Origin of the sequence: Paenibacillus sp. Soil750, assembly GCF_001428045.1 — a bacterium.
GTDB classification, from domain to species: Bacteria; Bacillota; Bacilli; order Paenibacillales; family NBRC-103111; genus Paenibacillus_E; species Paenibacillus_E allorhizoplanae.
Genome location: NZ_LMSD01000040.1, coordinates 194,030 through 210,673 on the forward strand (window position 1 = coordinate 194,030; position 16,644 = coordinate 210,673).

Genomic DNA, 16,644 nt, shown 5'->3' on the forward strand with positions numbered 1-16,644 from the left:
ATCGTTCGAGCAGTATCGTATGCGGAGATTCTTCCCATGGGATATACTGGAATGAGAAACTTTCTTATGTGGTAAAAAGGAGGCGATCCGCGATGCACAATAAAACGGTACTCATCACCGGAGCTAACTCCGGCATGGGCCTTGCCACTACAGTGGCAGTGGCTAAGCTAGGCGCCAACGTCATCATGCTCTGCCGCAGCAAACAAAGAGGCGAGCAGGCGCTCGCAGAAGCGCGTCGCCAGAGCGGCTCTGAGCTCATCAAGCTGATGCTCTGCGACCTCGCGTCGCTTGCGAGCATTCGCGCCTTTGCGGCGGCGTTTCTAGCCAAGCACGACGTGTTGGATGTGCTCGTGAACAACGCTGGCGTCGTCACCGTGAAGCGAAAGACCACAGCAGATGGCTTCGAGTCCATGATGGGTGTCAACCATCTCGGCCACTTTCTGCTGACCCAGCTTCTGCTGGATGCTATCATCCGCGCTCCGCAGGGGCGGATCGTCAATGTCTCCTCCGGCGCCCACAAAATCGGGCGCATCGATTGGGCCAACCCTCACCTGCAGCGAGGGTTCCGGGTCTGGAACGGATACGCCCAGTCGAAGCTGGCGAATATCTTGTTCACCCGCGAGCTTGCGAAGCGGCTCGCAGGCACTTCAGCCACGGCCAACTCGCTCCATCCAGGAGCCGTGGCCACGAACATCGGTGTCGATCGCGACACCGGGTTTGGGAAAGCCGTGCATGCGATGATGCGGCCGTTTTTCTTGACGGCGGAGCAGGGCGCAGATACGGCGGTGTTTTTGGCGACGAGCCCTGACGTGCAGACGGTCAGGGGTGAGTACTTCTACAGGCGGGCGATTGCGCCTGTTTCCGCCCGAGCGAAGGACGACGTGCTAGCTCGTCAGCTCTGGGCTTGGAGCGAGGAGCAGGTCGGACTCACCAGCGGCGAATACTAGATCATCGGGCTTGCTCCCCCTGCAAACTGCGGATAGCTGACCCCATATAAGGGTACGTTATAGGGAGCATTTACCTTATGTTTGGAGTGTGACGACCCTTGGACTTCTTTCGCAGTCAAGAATCACTAACCACCATGCAGTGGATTTTACGTGCCATCGTAGGCTACTTTTTTCTCCTCATCACCGCCAAAGCATTAGGCCAACGCTCGATTTCTCAACTGCGTTTTCTCGATTTCGTCATTGCACTCATTCTAGGCAACATCATGGCACATCCACTTTCTGACGAGCACCTAGCCCTAAAGGGCTCCATGATCACGACCCTTGCGCTCGTGGTACTATATCTCATAACCTCGTGGCTGAGTCTAAAATGGAACTTCCTCAAACATCTCTTTGAACCATCACCCCTGACGCTTATTGAACACGGAAAGCTTCGCATGGGGGGCCTGCGCAAAGCCAAAATCTCAGTCGACCACCTTTTCTCTGAGCTTCGAAAGCAACAAGTGGAGGATATCCAGAAAGTAGCGCTCGCTTTGTGGGAGCCTGGTGGGATGGTTTCCGTATTCCTCGAGCCACAGCATCATACGGTGACCGCTAAAGATATGGCAATCCCCAGCAACCCTTTCTCCCTCGTGAAGCCACTTATTATTCAGGGCACCTATGATAAAAAGCTGCTCGCGCAGCAGGGGAAAGATCTGGCTTGGCTGAAAGCGCAGATGCAGACTTTACAGGTTGACATGGAGCACGTCGTACTCGCTACGATAGATGATCAGGACCAGGTCCGCGTGTATACGGAATTGGAAACGCAAGAAAAAGGCGAATTGACGTTGCATTAGGCGTTGATTCGTCTTTTTGTGGCTTGATTGGTCCAATCAAACTCATACTTGGCTACTTGTCAGAACAGTACACAGGATACATCCAATGTAGCGCGCGGGGGTTCGGGTTCGGGTTCGGGTTGGGCGATATTTTGATTTGAGTGAGGTTGAATTCGGGCGAGATTGTGGTGTGGCTGAGGTACGGGTTTGAGGTGGATTGGTGAACATGCTGAACGATTGGAAATTCGAATTTTTGTTGCATATGTGCTTTTAGTAGCATCGCCCTTCTTTTTGGTGTCCTTGGTCTCTCGTCAGCTTCCTCCTTCTATAGGTCCCCCTCGCGGGCCAATAAAACTTTAGATGGATTTCCTACAGCTAATTTTCTCGTTTACGGCCATTTTCCTTATCTAGATGGAAAAACTCCATCTAATTCCTCCCTATTCTCCTCATTCAGAGTAAATGTGCACATTTAGCTGTACTTTTTCCAGTTATTCACTTCACAGTAGCATTCACAGCAAAATTAACTTCATAAAATCCAGTTATTTCAAATTTGAAACTCAGTGTGTGGAGCGACTCCAACGAGTAAGTTTTTACAATGCATAAAGACCCCGCCTATGCTCAGGCTTCGTTCCCTGTAAAACGGGAAACAAGCCCTGCTGCGAGGCGGGGTATCCAGTATGCTGCGGCATCCTATCACATAAACCGCTTTTCTACCTTTTTGCTAATAAACAAAGAAATCGCAATGAATAAGGCCACATAAATAAGCTGATAGGGATGATCCATGAACCGCTTCAGATCGTAGCCAATAAAACTGACCGACATGACCATCACCGCTTTCCCCGCAGCAACCGCCACTAAGAAGGAGCGGAAACGCATTCGCACCAGCCCTGCCGCCATATTAATAACTACGAAAGGTCCCAGAGGAAATAGACTAAGAATAAAGACATAATTGAACGCTTGGCGCCGCGCCCAGTTGAGGCTTTTTTGGACGTTCGGTTTCTGCGACCAGCGCACGAGATAGGGATGACCGGCCACCTTTTTCACAATCGCAAACGTCACCAAGCAACCACACACAATGCCGATCCAGGAGTACAGAAAACCGAGCCACAGCCCATACACAGCCGCATTTACGCTAATGATCACCAATGTTGGGAGCGGTGGAATGAAAGATTTCATAAAAGGAAGCAGCAGCCCAGGCAATGGACCGAATGAACGGTACTTGTCCAAAAGCAGCATCAGATTCTCTTCGGTTAAATAAGATAAGAGCTCTTTGATATCCATATGGCGTGAAAAGTCGACAAGTTTCGACGTTTCCTCTCCTCTCGTTCATATGGCACGATTATAGCACGACAGCCCCAATCCACGCACGGTTGAAGCACAAAACAAGCCGAAACCGGATGCATCCAGTATCAGCTTGTGGGCGGGTATTAACTCATTTGAACTTATCAGGGAACTGCTTGATAATGCCATCTGACAACATATCCGCATACATCATCATATGATCCTCACCCTTGTCGTAGGCGAGAATATCGGCATTCCAATCTTTTTTCAACCTTGCGGTAACCTGATCGGTAATGAACTGCAAGTGTGCGTACATCATGTCCTGTTGTTCCTTCTGTGACCAGTTCGGGTTAGCGGCGCTTAGAAATTTGGCGATATCATCTGCATTTCGGTACAATTCTTTGTTAAATTTAGCTAGTTCAGCTTGATTGCCGCTTTTGGCCGCGTCTATTACGCCTCCTGCTAATTGGATATGCTCCCTCAATAGCTCTGCCAGCTTATTACCTGCCGCATCTCCGTAGTACGGCTTGATCGCATCACCAATGTCCTGCTGGTTCTTTAGGAGCCTAGCCAATACATCCTTCTGATCCGCTACCCCAGCAATCGCGCTGACGATATAGCTCCTTGTCCAACCAACATGATCGACCCAAAGTCTCCTCATGTCCTGCTTAAGCTTCACTTTCGCATCGTTCATGCACATCGCAGAACCAGGCTCTTTCCCAGCGGTGGCTTGTGCGCCCAACGGCATGAAAGTAAAAGAGAGAACCATCGTTACAAGCAGCGTTACTAATAAGAACCTTCGTTTCATAAAAACCTTCTCCTCTGCAAACAATTCTCGAACAAGGTTTATTTTGAGGAAAAGCTTACGTTTTTATGCCTATTCTCCTATTTATACTAACTTGGCATTCTGATTATGGAGTTGTATCTTCGCTCGAGGGCGATGGTGCAGCACATAGTACAAAGCCGCGGATAACAAGGGAACGAGCCCTGCAACGACATACATCATCCGATAATCCGATACGGAAGCGATCATTCCCATGACGTAAGACCCTAAGCCGTACCCGAGGTCAAATAGCAAGAAAAATGTTCCCGTTGCACTCCCTCTACGGTGTTCAGGGGCCAGTTTCATCGCTAGTGCCTGAAAACAAGGTAAAAGCGCGCCATAGCCTACACCCATAATGACGCCGGCCACCAAAACCATCGTTGCCGAGTGTGCTTGACTTAACAGCAGCATACCTACTGCAAACAGGATAATACCGGGGTAATACAGATAATGTTCATTGTATGAGTCGAATATTTTCCCAATCAGCGGCCGGAACACCACGATCATTAATGCAAATACGACAAAGAATGTACCAGCAACTTGAGATTGATGAATTTCTATCGTAAACGAAGACATAAAGCCAGATAACGAGCTATAGGCAAAAGCTAAAATAAACCCCACCGCCGAAATAGGCAGTGCCTTGGGCTCGATAAAATCACTCCACTGCAGACGGCGTTTCGCCCTTTCTACAGGCTTCATTGACTGCAACGCTTCTTGGCTTGGCTTCGGCACTCGCATACCCAGCGTGAAGAGGAGCGAGAGCGCAGCAATCACACAAATCGCCAACAGCAATACGTGGATGTCCTTATCTTTCCATAAAAATAAACCCAGCGCAGGGCCGATAACCATGCCGACACTCATGAACATGCTGAAATAACCCATTCCCGTACCTTGACGTGAATTAGGTACGAGTGACGATGCAATCGTACTCGTCGCTGTCGAAGCGATCGCATAGCTCATGCCGTGAATGAGGCGAATCACCAGAAACATGAACATCCCCTTTGCACCGAAATAGCTGATGCAAGCCAATAAGAAAATGACCATTCCGATGATGGCCATTTTCTTTTTACCATATCGGTCGACCCATTGTCCTGAAAAAGGCCTAATCAATACACCTCCGATGACATAAATCGTTATCGACAATCCCATTTGCTGCTGATCGCCGTGCAAACTATCCTTTACATATAAGGGAAATGCCGTAGCAAGAATATAAAAAGTGAGAAACATGAAAAAGCTGCTCATACATACGACAACAAAATTTTTCGTCCAAATTCTCTCTCTAGTCAACATATGCGCTCCATTCTCCACCAAGGTTTTCTGTCTGTTGAACTAGTATAAGAGGGAAAATCAATAAAGTATAATACATATTATATGATAAAATGATCACATCAAAGTTATGAGAAAACCTCTATCGAGGCCATTCGAAGATGAGCGACCGCGTTTAGATGTAAATTTTATCGCCAATCAGAAAACAGTTTTCGGGACGCGAAAACTGTTTTCTGATGTGGTGAGTAAAGCGAGGATTCACCATGGAATTCCTACAGCTTCATTATTTTCAGACCGTCGCACGCCTTGAGCATATGACTCAAGCTGCCAAAGAACTCAATGTCTCACAACCTTCACTTAGCAACTCCATTCAGCGGCTAGAGAAGAAGTTAGGTCTCCCTTTATTCGAGCGTCAAGGCCGGCATGTGAAATTGAATGCCTTCGGGAAGACCTATCTTCGCCGCGTTGAGCAAGCTTTCCTAGAATTGAAAGAAGGCGAACGGGAGATCAAAGATATGGCTGGACTCGACCATGGCGTCGTTTCCCTTTTTGTATCGCTTCCTTACGTGCTACCGACTCTGCTCAAGGAATTCCTGACCCTTCATCCCCACGTCAGAGTCATCCAGCGCCAGTTGGCTTCTGCCTTAGAAATGAAAAAAGATCTCGAGAATGCCGAAATCGATTTCTGTATATCCTCTACACCGGTAATCGGACCGGATATAGAATGGCTTACGCTCGTTGAAGAAGAACTATATTTGACCGTCCCGAAGGGGCACCGCTTTGCGTCCAGAGAAAGTATTCGTTTAATAGAAGCTGCCAATGAACCCTTCATCTCCCTGTCCTCTCAAGCGAATTTCCGGGAAATTACGGATGGCTTCTGCCGTCAAGCGGGGTTTGAACCTCACATCGCGTTCGAGCTTGAGGAAGTCAGCGCAATTCAAACTTTAGTCGAAATGGGGCTCGGCATCACTTTCACCCTACCGCTATCCCTAGGGAGGAGAGCTTCTAATCCTGATACTGTTCAGTTAAAAATAACGGAACCCTACTGTCACCGCACCTTCGGGATTGCCTGGAATCGCAAGCACTACCTGTCACAGGCGGCCATTCATTTCCGCGAGTTTGTAATTGCCTTTTTCAAGTGAGGTTAAGGAAGACGATGAAGAGACCCACGGCAAGCACCTGTGGGTCTCTATCGTTATTAGGGTCTCCGCTCGAAAGCAAGACGCACAGCCAACCCCGTCAACACACTGCCCATCAGCCACCGCTGGATCTGCAGCCATAGCGGACGCGTGCCGAACCATCCGGCGATGCGGCTTGCCGTTAGCACGATGACGAGGTTTACTGTGAAGCTCACTGTGATTTGCGTGAGTCCTAGCGTTGCGCTTTGCATGAGTAAGGAGCCCCTTGCAGGGTCCTCGAACTGAGGCAGCAGCGACACATACAAGACCGCAGCTTTCGGATTGAGCAGGTTGGTCATGAAGCCCATGAGGAATAGCTTCTTAGGCGGGTCAACGGGTAGCTCCCGAGCGGTCAGCACCGATCTAGCACCCGGCTTAACAGCTTGCCAAGCCAGCCATAGTAAGTAGACAGCTCCGGCCAGCTTAACAGCGTCGAACACATACGGTGCCGCCACAAACAGCGCCGACAACCCTAACATCGTAGTCACGATGTAGACCAGGAAGGCGAGTACAATGCCGAGCAGTGAGATGATCCCCGCCATCCGCCCCTGCGTGACTGAGCGTGAAATTAAGTAGATCATGTTAGGTCCAGGCGTGCACACCATGCCGAGTGAGACTAAGGCAAAAGCCAGAAGCGTCGTGAATGTCATGTCGAGATGTTCTCCCTTCAGCTATAGGTTTAATAGGTGTAGGAGCAAGCTTTTTTGAACATGCATCCGATTCTCCGCTTGCTGATAAATAATAGATTGCTCCGATTCAACCACATCTTCTGCAATTTCAAAACCTGGATGAATGGGCATATCATGCATGATATAAGGTGAATACCTTCCAAGGCTGCGCTTGTTGATCTGGAAAGGCATCATAATGTCAATTCGTCTCTGCTTCTCTTCTTGATAAGCAGCATCCGAGAAAAACTCCATGTCGACCCATGTATCTGTGTAAATAAAATCAGCCTTTTTCATTGCAGCAGACAGCACTTCAACCTCCTCAACGAATCCACTTTGATAAGCGCGCTTCATCAACTCTTCATCCCAAGAAGCTTCATTCACGATCGGGGTGACTAGCAGTAGGTTAACCCCCAATGTTATACAACCTGCAACTAAGGAATTGACGACATTATTATGAATGCCAACATAGGCTAAAGTTACACCTTCAAAAGTCCCTTTAACTTCATAAATCGTCATTAAATCCGCAAGCGCTTGGCAAGGATGGTACATGTCGCAACATCCATTAATCACAGGCACCCCCGAATAGGTAGCTAACTCTAGTACATCTGCATGCTTTTCGAGTCTAGCCATGATGACATCGCAGTTCCTTGATGCATAACGAGCTTCATATTGTATTGGCGAGATACTGAAATTGCTGGCATCCCAATCCATATTCACCGCATAGCCGCCCATTTGATGAATACCTGAATGAAAGGAAAGCGCCGTTCGGGTCGACGATTTTTGGAAAAGCATGAGCAGCCCTTTACGTTCACAGTGATGGTAGTAAGCTTCGGGGTTGTTTTTGATCTCAATGCCTTTGAGTATGATGGAGAACAAGCTCTCTTTGTCGAGTTCTTGCAAGGACAGAATGTGTTGCACTGTCGTCACCGCTTTCGTATAATTATTCATTAATTTGTATTTTTATACATCATAATCTGAGTATATCAGCGTGTCAATAGTTAGAATGATCACCCTCATGCATACAGCAAAAAAGCAGGACACACGATTAACCGTGCGTCCTGCTTTTACTAGCTAGTAGATTTCCATTTCCGCAAACGCCATCCGATACTGATTCGCATCACTCGCGTTTTGACGTAGATTCGTTCCCTCCACTTTCACATATCTAGCAGAGACAGTGGGAAAACTGAAGCTTTGTGCCGCGTTACCTGGCAATGCGTAACCAGTTCGCGTAACTCTCGTCGTCCAGTTCAGCCCGTCTGTCGAAGTCTGGATGGTGAAATCGATTGGGAAATTTCTCCCAACTTGCCCAGAATCATTTCGCGGATACAGGTTGACGGTATCGACCGTCTGGTTGGAACCTAAATCAAGGTAAACGTATTCCGTATGATTGGAGGTTAAGTTGTTATTGGTCGTCCATCCGTATGAACCACTCACAGAATTGCGCTGCCCGTCATTCAATTTGGAATACGACCAGTTGCTGCTCTCGTAGGAACTACTGAATGTAGCCGATGCCCCGGCAGCGTGATTGACGCCATAAATCTCCATCTCCGCGAAAGCCATCCGATATTGATTCGCATCATTCGCGTTTTGACGCAGATTCGTGCCTTCCACTCTCACGTACCTGACGGCAGCAGTTGGGAACTCGAAACTTTGCACCGCGTTGCCTGGCAATGCGTAACTGGTTCGCGTTACTCTTGTCGTCCAATTCACACCATCGGTAGAAGTCTGGATCGTAAAATCAATTGGGAAACCCTGTCCAACATTCCCTGAATCATTTCGCGGATATAGGTTGACGGTATTGACCATCTGGTTTGAACCTAAGTCAAGGGTCACATTCTCCGTATGATTGGTGGTCACACTGTTATTGCTGGTCCAGCCATACGATCCGCTAACGGAGTTTCGCTTCCCATCATTCACTTTAGCATAAGACCAATTGCCGTTGCTGCTCTCATAAGAGCTGCTGTACGTGACCGATGCGCCAGAAGCAAGATTATTGTCTGACCCATACACTTCAAACTCCCAAAGTGAATAGCCATAGGTTGTGCCTCTCTCCGTTCCATTCATCCGCACATATCTGGCACTCGTAGGTGAGAAGCTTATATCATCCGTTCCTCCATTCCCACTTGTGGTACTATACACATTGGACCAATTAACAGCATTGGCGGAAACCTGGATTTGATAACTCTTACCATACGCCACTTCCCAGAGTAACTTAACCCCATCAATGGTTCTGTTGGAACCAAGATCCACATAAATCCACTCATTGTCGGTACGTAGTGATCCCCAGCGTGTACTTATATTGCCATCGACCGCCCAGCCTGCTGTGCTGCCCGAATCAGATGATACGGTTACCGGTTTATTCAGAGCTAGATTCGTCCTTTGAATAGGCTCCGGGGTTTGCGTAGGCAGGATTGTCAATCCACTATAGAAACCGGTATTCAAAATATTCATTCCCGCTAAATTAGTCGCAGGCGACCCACTGCCAAGCATATAAATATTCTCGAAAGTTATTCCGTTAATCAAATGAGAGCTATCTAATCCTTTTAACAATCCCAGATTAGCTCCCTGATCCCGAACGGTAATATTCTTTACGGAAACTGTGGAAACATTGCCTCCACCTTCTCCTGCACCATTTTGAATTAAGAAAGCAAGCCAGGTCCGTTTATTATCGCTATCGTTGGTGTAGCTCAACCGTTCAATATCGATATTATCGAAGGTGATATTCTTCGCTGCCGCCGTTCCATACTTATGATGTATCCCTATGCCTACAGCAGCATCATAGACAACACTGTTCTTAAAGGTGATACCGTCCTGCATCTGTCTGATACCTTGACCTACCTTCAATCCGTAGCAATACGTCCATGAAATTACATCATCAAATGTGACGTTGCTCAAGGTATTTGGCGTCCCCGGCCAATTCACACTAATATCCGTGGCTTGATCCCACGTTTTCGTCGTAAATGGATCGTCTAAACCTATACCAATCGCATGCTGAACCGTTACATTCTGCGATTCCATCACATCGATGCCGTCATTCTCTCCGGCAGCATCGAAGCGATTAAATATTTTGAAATTCTGAAACGTTAAATCGTTAGAACGAGCCGGCGTTATCGCCCATGAGGCTGAATCTCTAATAATTAAACCATCCAAGGTGAAATTGCTAACGCCAATCGGTACGATAATATTGTTGCCTATATTATTCGCTGCCGCAGTTTGACCGTTACCATCGAGCGTCCCACGCCCGTACATTTTAATATTATTCGAACCATTCTGCGTATAAATCCACCACGTGACGTCGCGATTTTGAGAATTTTTGTGCCAATTAGCTGTATAATCACTGGGATTTCCTGTGAATCGTAATACGGCCCCACCTTCAAGGTACAGGGCGACATCACTCTTTAATTGCAGATTGCCCACCTTGTACACGCCTGCCGGTACATAAACAATCCCCTGCCCGCCCGTGTAGGCATTCGCATCATTAATCGCACTCTGAATTGCACTTGTTGCAAGTGTTGTTCCTGTTGAATCCGCATTGTAGGTCGTACTTTTCACATTGTAGACGCCTGTGCCTGAAGAAGCCGGTTTATTCGTTTCCGCTGGATCAGCTGCAATGATTAGCTCCTTGCTGCTATTTACTTTGACGATCACATATTCATCATTGGCCAACGTGAAGGTCAACTTATTCCCACTTATTGTGCCAGATAAATTAAGCTTCTTCGGACTAATATTGTAGGATGTAATACTGGATTGTCCCAGCGCAGTAACCTCAATCGTGACGGGACCTCCGGACATGGAGAAGTGAGCGTAATCATAATTTCCGGTGTAACCAACGACGGGTATTACGTTTGAATCCGCTTTCAAAGAATAGGTCGTTGATGCTGAATAAATAGAAGGCATCCCATAGGTTGTAATCGTAGCTGCAGAGACATGTGCAGGTGAAGCTAACAGAACAAGCATCATCATGAAACTGGCAATGAACAGACCTAACCCATACTTAATTTGTAACATTCATCAATTCCTCCTTTGGATAATTAACCTTTCGTCGTTAAAATAGGGGGTACACTTGTATGTCCATCCTAGATGAGATTCCGCATTGGCTACCTGTCATCGGGTCCTTCCAATTGCAGATATTTCTGTTTCCGCATCACCTCCCTAATAGGGCTGCTTAGTGAGCAGCCCTATATAAAAACCTTTCGTTGACTATATTTCCACAGGATCCTTATGTAAAATGAATGCTGTTTCTCCATTCCGATTACCTGTTCTCACTATTAATTGATTGTCGCTATGCTCGATCTCTGGTGCGGGAGGTTCCTTGTCGCTGTTCATAAAAAACGAGAACACGAAGGCTGCCTCTTGAACCAATCGAAAATCGATACTTCGCCGTTCACCGGAGTAAATGACCAGGTCTACATTGAACGTTCCACCGTTCTCATGAATCTCCCAACCCATTGGCGCATGAGGAGTGCTCTCTTCCTTAAAAGCGGCATACCATGTCCGTAACAGCATTTGCAGCTTACCTATCGAAATAACGGCACCATGGTCACTAGCTTCGCCTACCACGTTATCGAGACGCCCGCCAATTTCCATTCGCAAGCGAAGGTCTGAGGCTTGGATCACACCGTCCGTCTTGTCCAAGCTCGGGTGCGTATCACCTCCATTGGTAATAAACTCGACACCGAATAACACATGCTGACGGTCCTGCTTACCGCTGAACACGGCTGAACAATAATCATAGCCGTCATGCAGGCAGCGCAATTGCGCGTACGTCGCTTGGCCTCCATTATCCACGTAAGCCAATAGCGGACGTTTCTGATTCCACATCACCTCTCGGCTGTGACTGCCGAGTGAATATTGCGGCGTCATATACGTCGTAGCCCAACTCTCCCTTTGCGTAGTTGCGTTTACCGCATACAACTGCTTTACTTCCTTCTCCTGCGAAAAGGAGAAAGACGCGATCAATGACTCGGGACAGTAGAACCCGCTCTCATACCATTCCTCCTCATAAGGCAGCTCTTCCCATGGAAAGAACATCAATTCACCCTTTGTCGCCAATTGTAGGAAGGCCTGATTCTCGGTACTGAGCAATGTTTGATAACAACGGGCGTGCGGACCCGACCATTGTTTGGAGCCGCTATGGAAGTGCTCGGCAACTGAGCTCCACGCCAGATGGAGAAGCTCATCGCTTAACCTTTTCGCTTCATCTCCCATTGTTTCATTACGGATCTTAGACAATTCCAGAATCGCAATGTACGTATACGGCGGGCTGTTATATTCTTGGAAAGCTCCCCGCTCCATCGTAAATCGATGAAGTTTCGCCAAGCGGTTCAATCCATATTCGGCATAATCGCTCCGTCCGAACTGTTCTCCCGCGATGAGTGTTACAAATGCGCCCATGATGGCAATATTCGTATAGTGTGGTCCGACATCTCGCTTAATAATGGCATCACATGCATTGCATATCGCTTGAACAACCGCATCGCGCAATTGATCTGGGAATCGATCCCCATGACGCGATATTGCGAGTACAAGCTGCTTGCCGATGAAATCTGCCCAGTTCCAATCCGGCGGAGACATCTGATCAAGACTTTCCTCGTAGAACCAAGACCAGATCCCGAAGGTACTACGGCTGCGGTCAGTATCTTGTAAGGAAACAATTTTCTCAATGATATCGAAGGCCCTTTGCTTGTTTTCTTCCAGTTCTGTATCTAACAAAGCAAGCGCGTATCTCATAGACTCACGAGTTGCATGGATAAAGTCAGCTTGTTTAATCGTGGTGTGATAGCCAGGGCTGCTGAATGGCGATCTTAGCAAACGGAACTCCGAATTATACGCAGCGTGTCTCACATTCACTATGTTAAGCAGCATTTGCTTATGATCTAGTTGTTGCATGAGGGTTCTCATCCTTCCAAGATTCCTATTTCTCTCTTGTAGACTTGCTATTTAGATTGAACTTTATTGATAGAGCAATGTCTGTTCCTATGAACAGCGCTATGCCATAACGCTATTTCTACTTTTAAGTTGAAAATGAGTCAGTAGCAGGATAATAGCACTATGCTATAGCGTTATTCGAGTATTCCTCGATTTTTTCCACGGTATAAGATGATGCCATAACGTTATCTACATATTGGGCTTTGGTACCAACCAACTTTCGTAATGAACTCGAAAAGATATCGTTCAACCTACTAGACTGACTCTATCAAAAGCGACTCTATCAATAGTTGCATCACTAAGCCTTGCCCATAGAGTGTCGGACAGATGCGAACACGGTTATAATCTTCGATGGTCGGCTTCACCGCCGTCCCTCCGGATACAACCGTTACTTCGCCCTCAGACGTAATTAACGAAAGCACGGTCTCCAGCGTTAATCGGCTCAATGCCAAATAAGAGTTATCCAACATGCCGGCCTTAACCGCTTTGATAAAACCACAAGCAATTCCCGCACTCCCAGACGTTTCCTTGTAGAAATCCTGTCTATCCAGGACGGTATGCCATAAGCCATCTTCTGCTTGGCATTCACACAGAGCCATCGCAAGTTTCGAATAGCGTAGCATGAGCTCATCAGGTATCTCGATAATCCCTCTTAGCTCCGTGACTATTTCGGGTACTGCGATCATGATCCAAGCGTTAGCCCGGTTCCACTGAGTCGCTGACATATGATTACCCGCTTCGCAATTCCATCCATGAAACAGAAGACCCGTTTCGGGGTTCTGTAATAATCGAAGATGAAGCATCGTTTGTTGGAGTGCTTCCTCAGCAACCCTCCGATCTTGCGTTAATCCCGCATATCGAGCTAGGAAAAGAACCGCCATATAGATCGTATCCGCCCATACCTGTTCTTGAAATTCCACATTCTCCGTAACGGTATGTTCGAAAGCCCCCTCGCGTGTTCGAGGTGCTTCGTCAATCATCCAACTCACAATTTCTTGCGACTTCTCCAAAAACCAGCTGTGCCGCGTTACACGATATAAGTCAGGGAAGACAGCGAAGGGTGCCATGGAATTAATCGTCTTCTTCACTTCTGACTTCATCTTGTTCATCTCTACCCATTCCAGTACATACCGAATGACATTTTCCTGCTTAAGCTTACTGCCATAGTCGGCAATCGCTATGATTCCAACGCCCGGCACCCAGTCCCATTGATGGATATCCATTCCCCAGTCACCGCGATGATCCTGTATCATATAGGAGTAAACCTGAGAAAGCACATCGTGCATTTCATCGCTTTTCATAATACTTTCAATCCCTTTCATGTTAAAATTTAACAGTACATTGAAGTAGCAATCCCCTTAGAGCTTGCCGATAGAATGTTATTGTCATTCCATCGGATCACTCCTTGTGTTTTGCCCGATATTCCGTTGGTGTCAATCCTGTCATTTTCTTGAATATCCGCACAAAGCTATTCACATTCGAATAACCGACCTGCTCAGCGATCGTGCGAATCATCTCATCCGTTTCGACCAATTGCTCTCTCGCCTTGCTCATACGAACATCCATTAAATAGTCGATAAAATTGCATTCCATCTGCTCTTTAAACAGCTTGCTCAAATGAGAGACGCTTAGATGAAACTCGCTAGCTAGCAAGTTTAAGGACATATCATTACGCTTAAAATGCTGTTGAATGTACAGCAGTACTTTATCTACCACTTCATTCTTTTCTCGGACATTTCGTTTTTCTCTAATGCGTTCGATGATATGTTCCAAGGCTTCCGTTGTATATTGCTGCAAATGCCCTAGCTGTTCGTATTGATTCAGCACGTCATACATGTCGTGTCCGGGAAGGATTTCTGCCATATCCACACCGATTTCCGCGGCCACTGTGGCCACTTTCATCAGACACTGAACAATCAGCTGCATAATCATCTCTGGAGGCACATTTTGCTCTGCGAACAACTCGAACCATTTACTAATCTGTTGCTGCATCTTGTCTTTATCGACCAGTTTAACCGAAGCAACAATGCCATCTGTCATCGCAAAAAAACGGTAAAACTGCGACGATTGACCACTCGTAATCTCTTCATTCGTAATAATGGCATTGCCGCCCATGACTAGCTTGTAGCGAAGCGTCTCCATCGATTGTTTGTACGACAGATGGATCTCATGAAAGTTTACGGAATCTCCGATGCCAACTGTAATCGTCTGATTGAAATATTCACGGACAAAATTCCGCATCAAATCAGCTACTGCTACCGCTCGCATGACGTTATACTCCGCCGTTTCCTGATCGTCAAAATTCATAATGACGGCACATTTGCCGTTCTCGACTTCGACAGCAAAGCCTAGACTTTCCGCATTCATCAACTCTTCAGCTACATTACATAGCGCGTAAGCATATAGATGCAGATCTCTTGCAGTCGCTATCTTGTTCTTATTATCAAATTCGACACTCATAACGACGAACTGGCCATTTTGCAAACGAATTCCGAGTTTATCTATATAGGTCTGTATTGAACTCCATTTAGGGGGAGGATTAGACATGATTTCTGTGAAAAGCTTGAATTTAATTAAAGGTTTGCTCTCATTGACCTGTTTGTGCAGTTGCTCCCTGTCTTGTAAAATATGTTCCACGGTTGATTCGAAATATTGGAATTCATCCGAATATTTGTGTTCCAGATGCCCTTTGGGGTGAACTGTTAACCGTCCGGTCATCGACTGAATGAAGCGGTTAATCGGCTTGAACGTCCAACCGCCAACTACGGCAACGAGCACCATGGACATCACGAACAATACAACGGCCAGTGCCAAAAATCCATATCGTATAACCGACAACGGGCGATTAAATTGAACCTCAGGAATATAACGTACGATCTTCCAACCCGTATAATTTTGATTCACATAAAAGAAAGAAGATGGCGTTTGATCTACATCACTAGAGAAATACCCTTCTGATTCGGTATCGTTCAGAATGGATTGGATATACGGTAATTCGCTAATATTTGTACCCAAAACTTTATTATCACGATGCAAGACAACAGTTCCGTTGGGATCGATAACAAACGTCTCACCCTGATCCTGGGTCGACGTTTTCTTAATCAGGTCGTACAGTAAATCTTCTTTAATATTGACAGCAATAGCGCCTTTTCTCACATTGGGATCGGAGATGAGCGGATACGTTCTGACAAATGTGACGACGTTACGATAAATCGGATAACTCGATTGATCCAGCGTTAATCTACGGGTAGGCATCCATTTGGAATATCCCTCGTAGCGTTCGAATTCACTCACCCATTGATAGTTCTGTATAAATTCCTGTTCGTTCAGTACTGTGCCAGATACAAGCTGACGCTTGTTGTAGGCGTACAAATCGATCGAAAACATATAGTCATTACTGCTCACCGCATTGGAGAAATAGTTCGATATCCGGAAGGAATTACTATGACTCTCCTGCTCATTTAACTCATAGTTGAAGAACTGCGTGACATCTTTATTATTCAACATCTGGATTGTAAGCTTATCCATATTCTCCATCGAAAGCTCCAGCTTATGATCCAATTGTCGGAGCAATTCCATGTTCGTATCCGTCAACTGCCGCTTTAATTCTTTATTGAAGAAGATATACGTTGAAAAAATAGAGGACGAGACCAGAAGGAACAAAAGAATCGACAACATACCAACTGCTTTGGCAAGCCGTTTGTTTTGAATCCACTTCATCGTCCCATCCCCTCTCTTCTC

12 protein-coding genes are annotated in these 16,644 nt (G+C 46.6%); 3 read left to right on the forward strand and 9 right to left on the reverse strand.

The features are described from left to right. Positions 1–92: 92 nt before the first annotated feature. Positions 93–947: an SDR family oxidoreductase gene (locus tag ASL11_RS28320; protein ID WP_056622255.1), complete on the forward strand. Its 855-nt coding sequence runs from the start codon at positions 93–95 to the stop codon at positions 945–947. Positions 948–1,045: 98 nt separating this feature from the next. After that, positions 1,046–1,780 (forward strand): DUF421 domain-containing protein, encoded by a 735-nt coding sequence (locus ASL11_RS28325; protein ID WP_056622257.1) that lies wholly within the window; start codon positions 1,046–1,048, stop codon positions 1,778–1,780. Positions 1,781–2,452: 672 nt separating this feature from the next. Here the strand turns inward: ASL11_RS28325 and ASL11_RS28330 are convergent. The 3 genes from ASL11_RS28330 to ASL11_RS28340 all read right to left on the reverse strand — a co-directional run bounded on the left by ASL11_RS28330 (position 2,453) and on the right by ASL11_RS28340 (position 5,153). Then, positions 2,453–3,040 carry a TVP38/TMEM64 family protein gene (locus ASL11_RS28330; protein ID WP_056622260.1) on the reverse strand — a complete coding sequence of 196 codons (588 nt, stop codon included), beginning with the start codon at positions 3,038–3,040 and terminating at the stop codon, positions 2,453–2,455. Positions 3,041–3,191: 151 nt separating this feature from the next. Beyond that, complete coding sequence (locus ASL11_RS28335; protein WP_056622262.1) at positions 3,192–3,848, reverse strand: hypothetical protein; 657 nt, start codon at positions 3,846–3,848, stop codon at positions 3,192–3,194. An 81-nt stretch (positions 3,849–3,929) separates the two neighbouring features. Further along, on the reverse strand, positions 3,930–5,153 hold the full coding sequence (locus tag ASL11_RS28340) for an MFS transporter (protein ID WP_056622264.1): 1,224 nt from the start codon (positions 5,151–5,153) through the stop codon (positions 3,930–3,932). 239 nt (positions 5,154–5,392) lie between these two features. Between ASL11_RS28340 and ASL11_RS28345 the strand changes: the two genes are divergently transcribed. Further along, the gene (locus ASL11_RS28345) at positions 5,393–6,271 is read left to right on the forward strand and encodes a LysR family transcriptional regulator (protein ID WP_056622265.1); all 879 of its coding nucleotides are present in this window, start codon (positions 5,393–5,395) and stop codon (positions 6,269–6,271) included. 56 nt (positions 6,272–6,327) lie between these two features. Here ASL11_RS28345 and ASL11_RS28350 read toward each other — a convergent pair whose 3' ends face one another. The 6 genes from ASL11_RS28350 to ASL11_RS28375 form a co-directional block, all read right to left on the reverse strand. Then, positions 6,328–6,957: a LysE family translocator gene (locus ASL11_RS28350; protein ID WP_056622267.1), complete on the reverse strand. Its 630-nt coding sequence runs from the start codon at positions 6,955–6,957 to the stop codon at positions 6,328–6,330. 21 nt (positions 6,958–6,978) lie between these two features. Further along, positions 6,979–7,893, reverse strand: a complete 915-nt coding sequence (locus tag ASL11_RS28355; RefSeq protein WP_056622756.1) for an ornithine carbamoyltransferase — start codon at positions 7,891–7,893, stop codon at positions 6,979–6,981. A 153-nt stretch (positions 7,894–8,046) separates the two neighbouring features. Next, a complete protein-coding gene (locus ASL11_RS28360) occupies positions 8,047–10,983 on the reverse strand; it encodes a discoidin domain-containing protein (protein ID WP_063795710.1) in 2,937 nt (978 codons plus the stop codon). A gap of 192 nt (positions 10,984–11,175) precedes the next feature. Further along, positions 11,176–12,864 carry a hypothetical protein gene (locus ASL11_RS28365; RefSeq protein ID WP_056622269.1) on the reverse strand — a complete coding sequence of 563 codons (1,689 nt, stop codon included), beginning with the start codon at positions 12,862–12,864 and terminating at the stop codon, positions 11,176–11,178. A gap of 293 nt (positions 12,865–13,157) precedes the next feature. Further along, positions 13,158–14,204: a glycoside hydrolase family 88/105 protein gene (locus ASL11_RS28370; protein ID WP_235550602.1), complete on the reverse strand. Its 1,047-nt coding sequence runs from the start codon at positions 14,202–14,204 to the stop codon at positions 13,158–13,160. A gap of 97 nt (positions 14,205–14,301) precedes the next feature. After that, positions 14,302–16,623, reverse strand: coding sequence for a helix-turn-helix domain-containing protein (locus ASL11_RS28375; protein ID WP_056622272.1), 2,322 nt, complete (start codon positions 16,621–16,623; stop codon positions 14,302–14,304). Positions 16,624–16,644 lie beyond the last annotated feature (21 nt).

What these genes read in the sequence shown, in the direction of transcription:
- ASL11_RS28320 (WP_056622255.1), top strand. Translation starts at nt 93, where the DNA reads ATGCACAATAAAACGGTACTCATCACCGGAGCTAACTCCGGCATGGGC.
- ASL11_RS28330 (WP_056622260.1), bottom strand. Translation starts at nt 3,040, where the DNA reads ATGGATATCAAAGAGCTCTTATCTTATTTAACCGAAGAGAATCTGATG.
- ASL11_RS28335 (WP_056622262.1), bottom strand. Translation starts at nt 3,848, where the DNA reads ATGAAACGAAGGTTCTTATTAGTAACGCTGCTTGTAACGATGGTTCTC.
- ASL11_RS28340 (WP_056622264.1), bottom strand. Translation starts at nt 5,153, where the DNA reads ATGTTGACTAGAGAGAGAATTTGGACGAAAAATTTTGTTGTCGTATGT.
- ASL11_RS28345 (WP_056622265.1), top strand. Translation starts at nt 5,393, where the DNA reads ATGGAATTCCTACAGCTTCATTATTTTCAGACCGTCGCACGCCTTGAG.
- ASL11_RS28350 (WP_056622267.1), bottom strand. Translation starts at nt 6,957, where the DNA reads ATGACATTCACGACGCTTCTGGCTTTTGCCTTAGTCTCACTCGGCATG.
- ASL11_RS28360 (WP_063795710.1), bottom strand. Translation starts at nt 10,983, where the DNA reads ATGTTACAAATTAAGTATGGGTTAGGTCTGTTCATTGCCAGTTTCATG.
- ASL11_RS28365 (WP_056622269.1), bottom strand. Translation starts at nt 12,864, where the DNA reads ATGCAACAACTAGATCATAAGCAAATGCTGCTTAACATAGTGAATGTG.
- ASL11_RS28370 (WP_235550602.1), bottom strand. Translation starts at nt 14,204, where the DNA reads ATGAAAAGCGATGAAATGCACGATGTGCTTTCTCAGGTTTACTCCTAT.
- ASL11_RS28375 (WP_056622272.1), bottom strand. Translation starts at nt 16,623, where the DNA reads ATGAAGTGGATTCAAAACAAACGGCTTGCCAAAGCAGTTGGTATGTTG.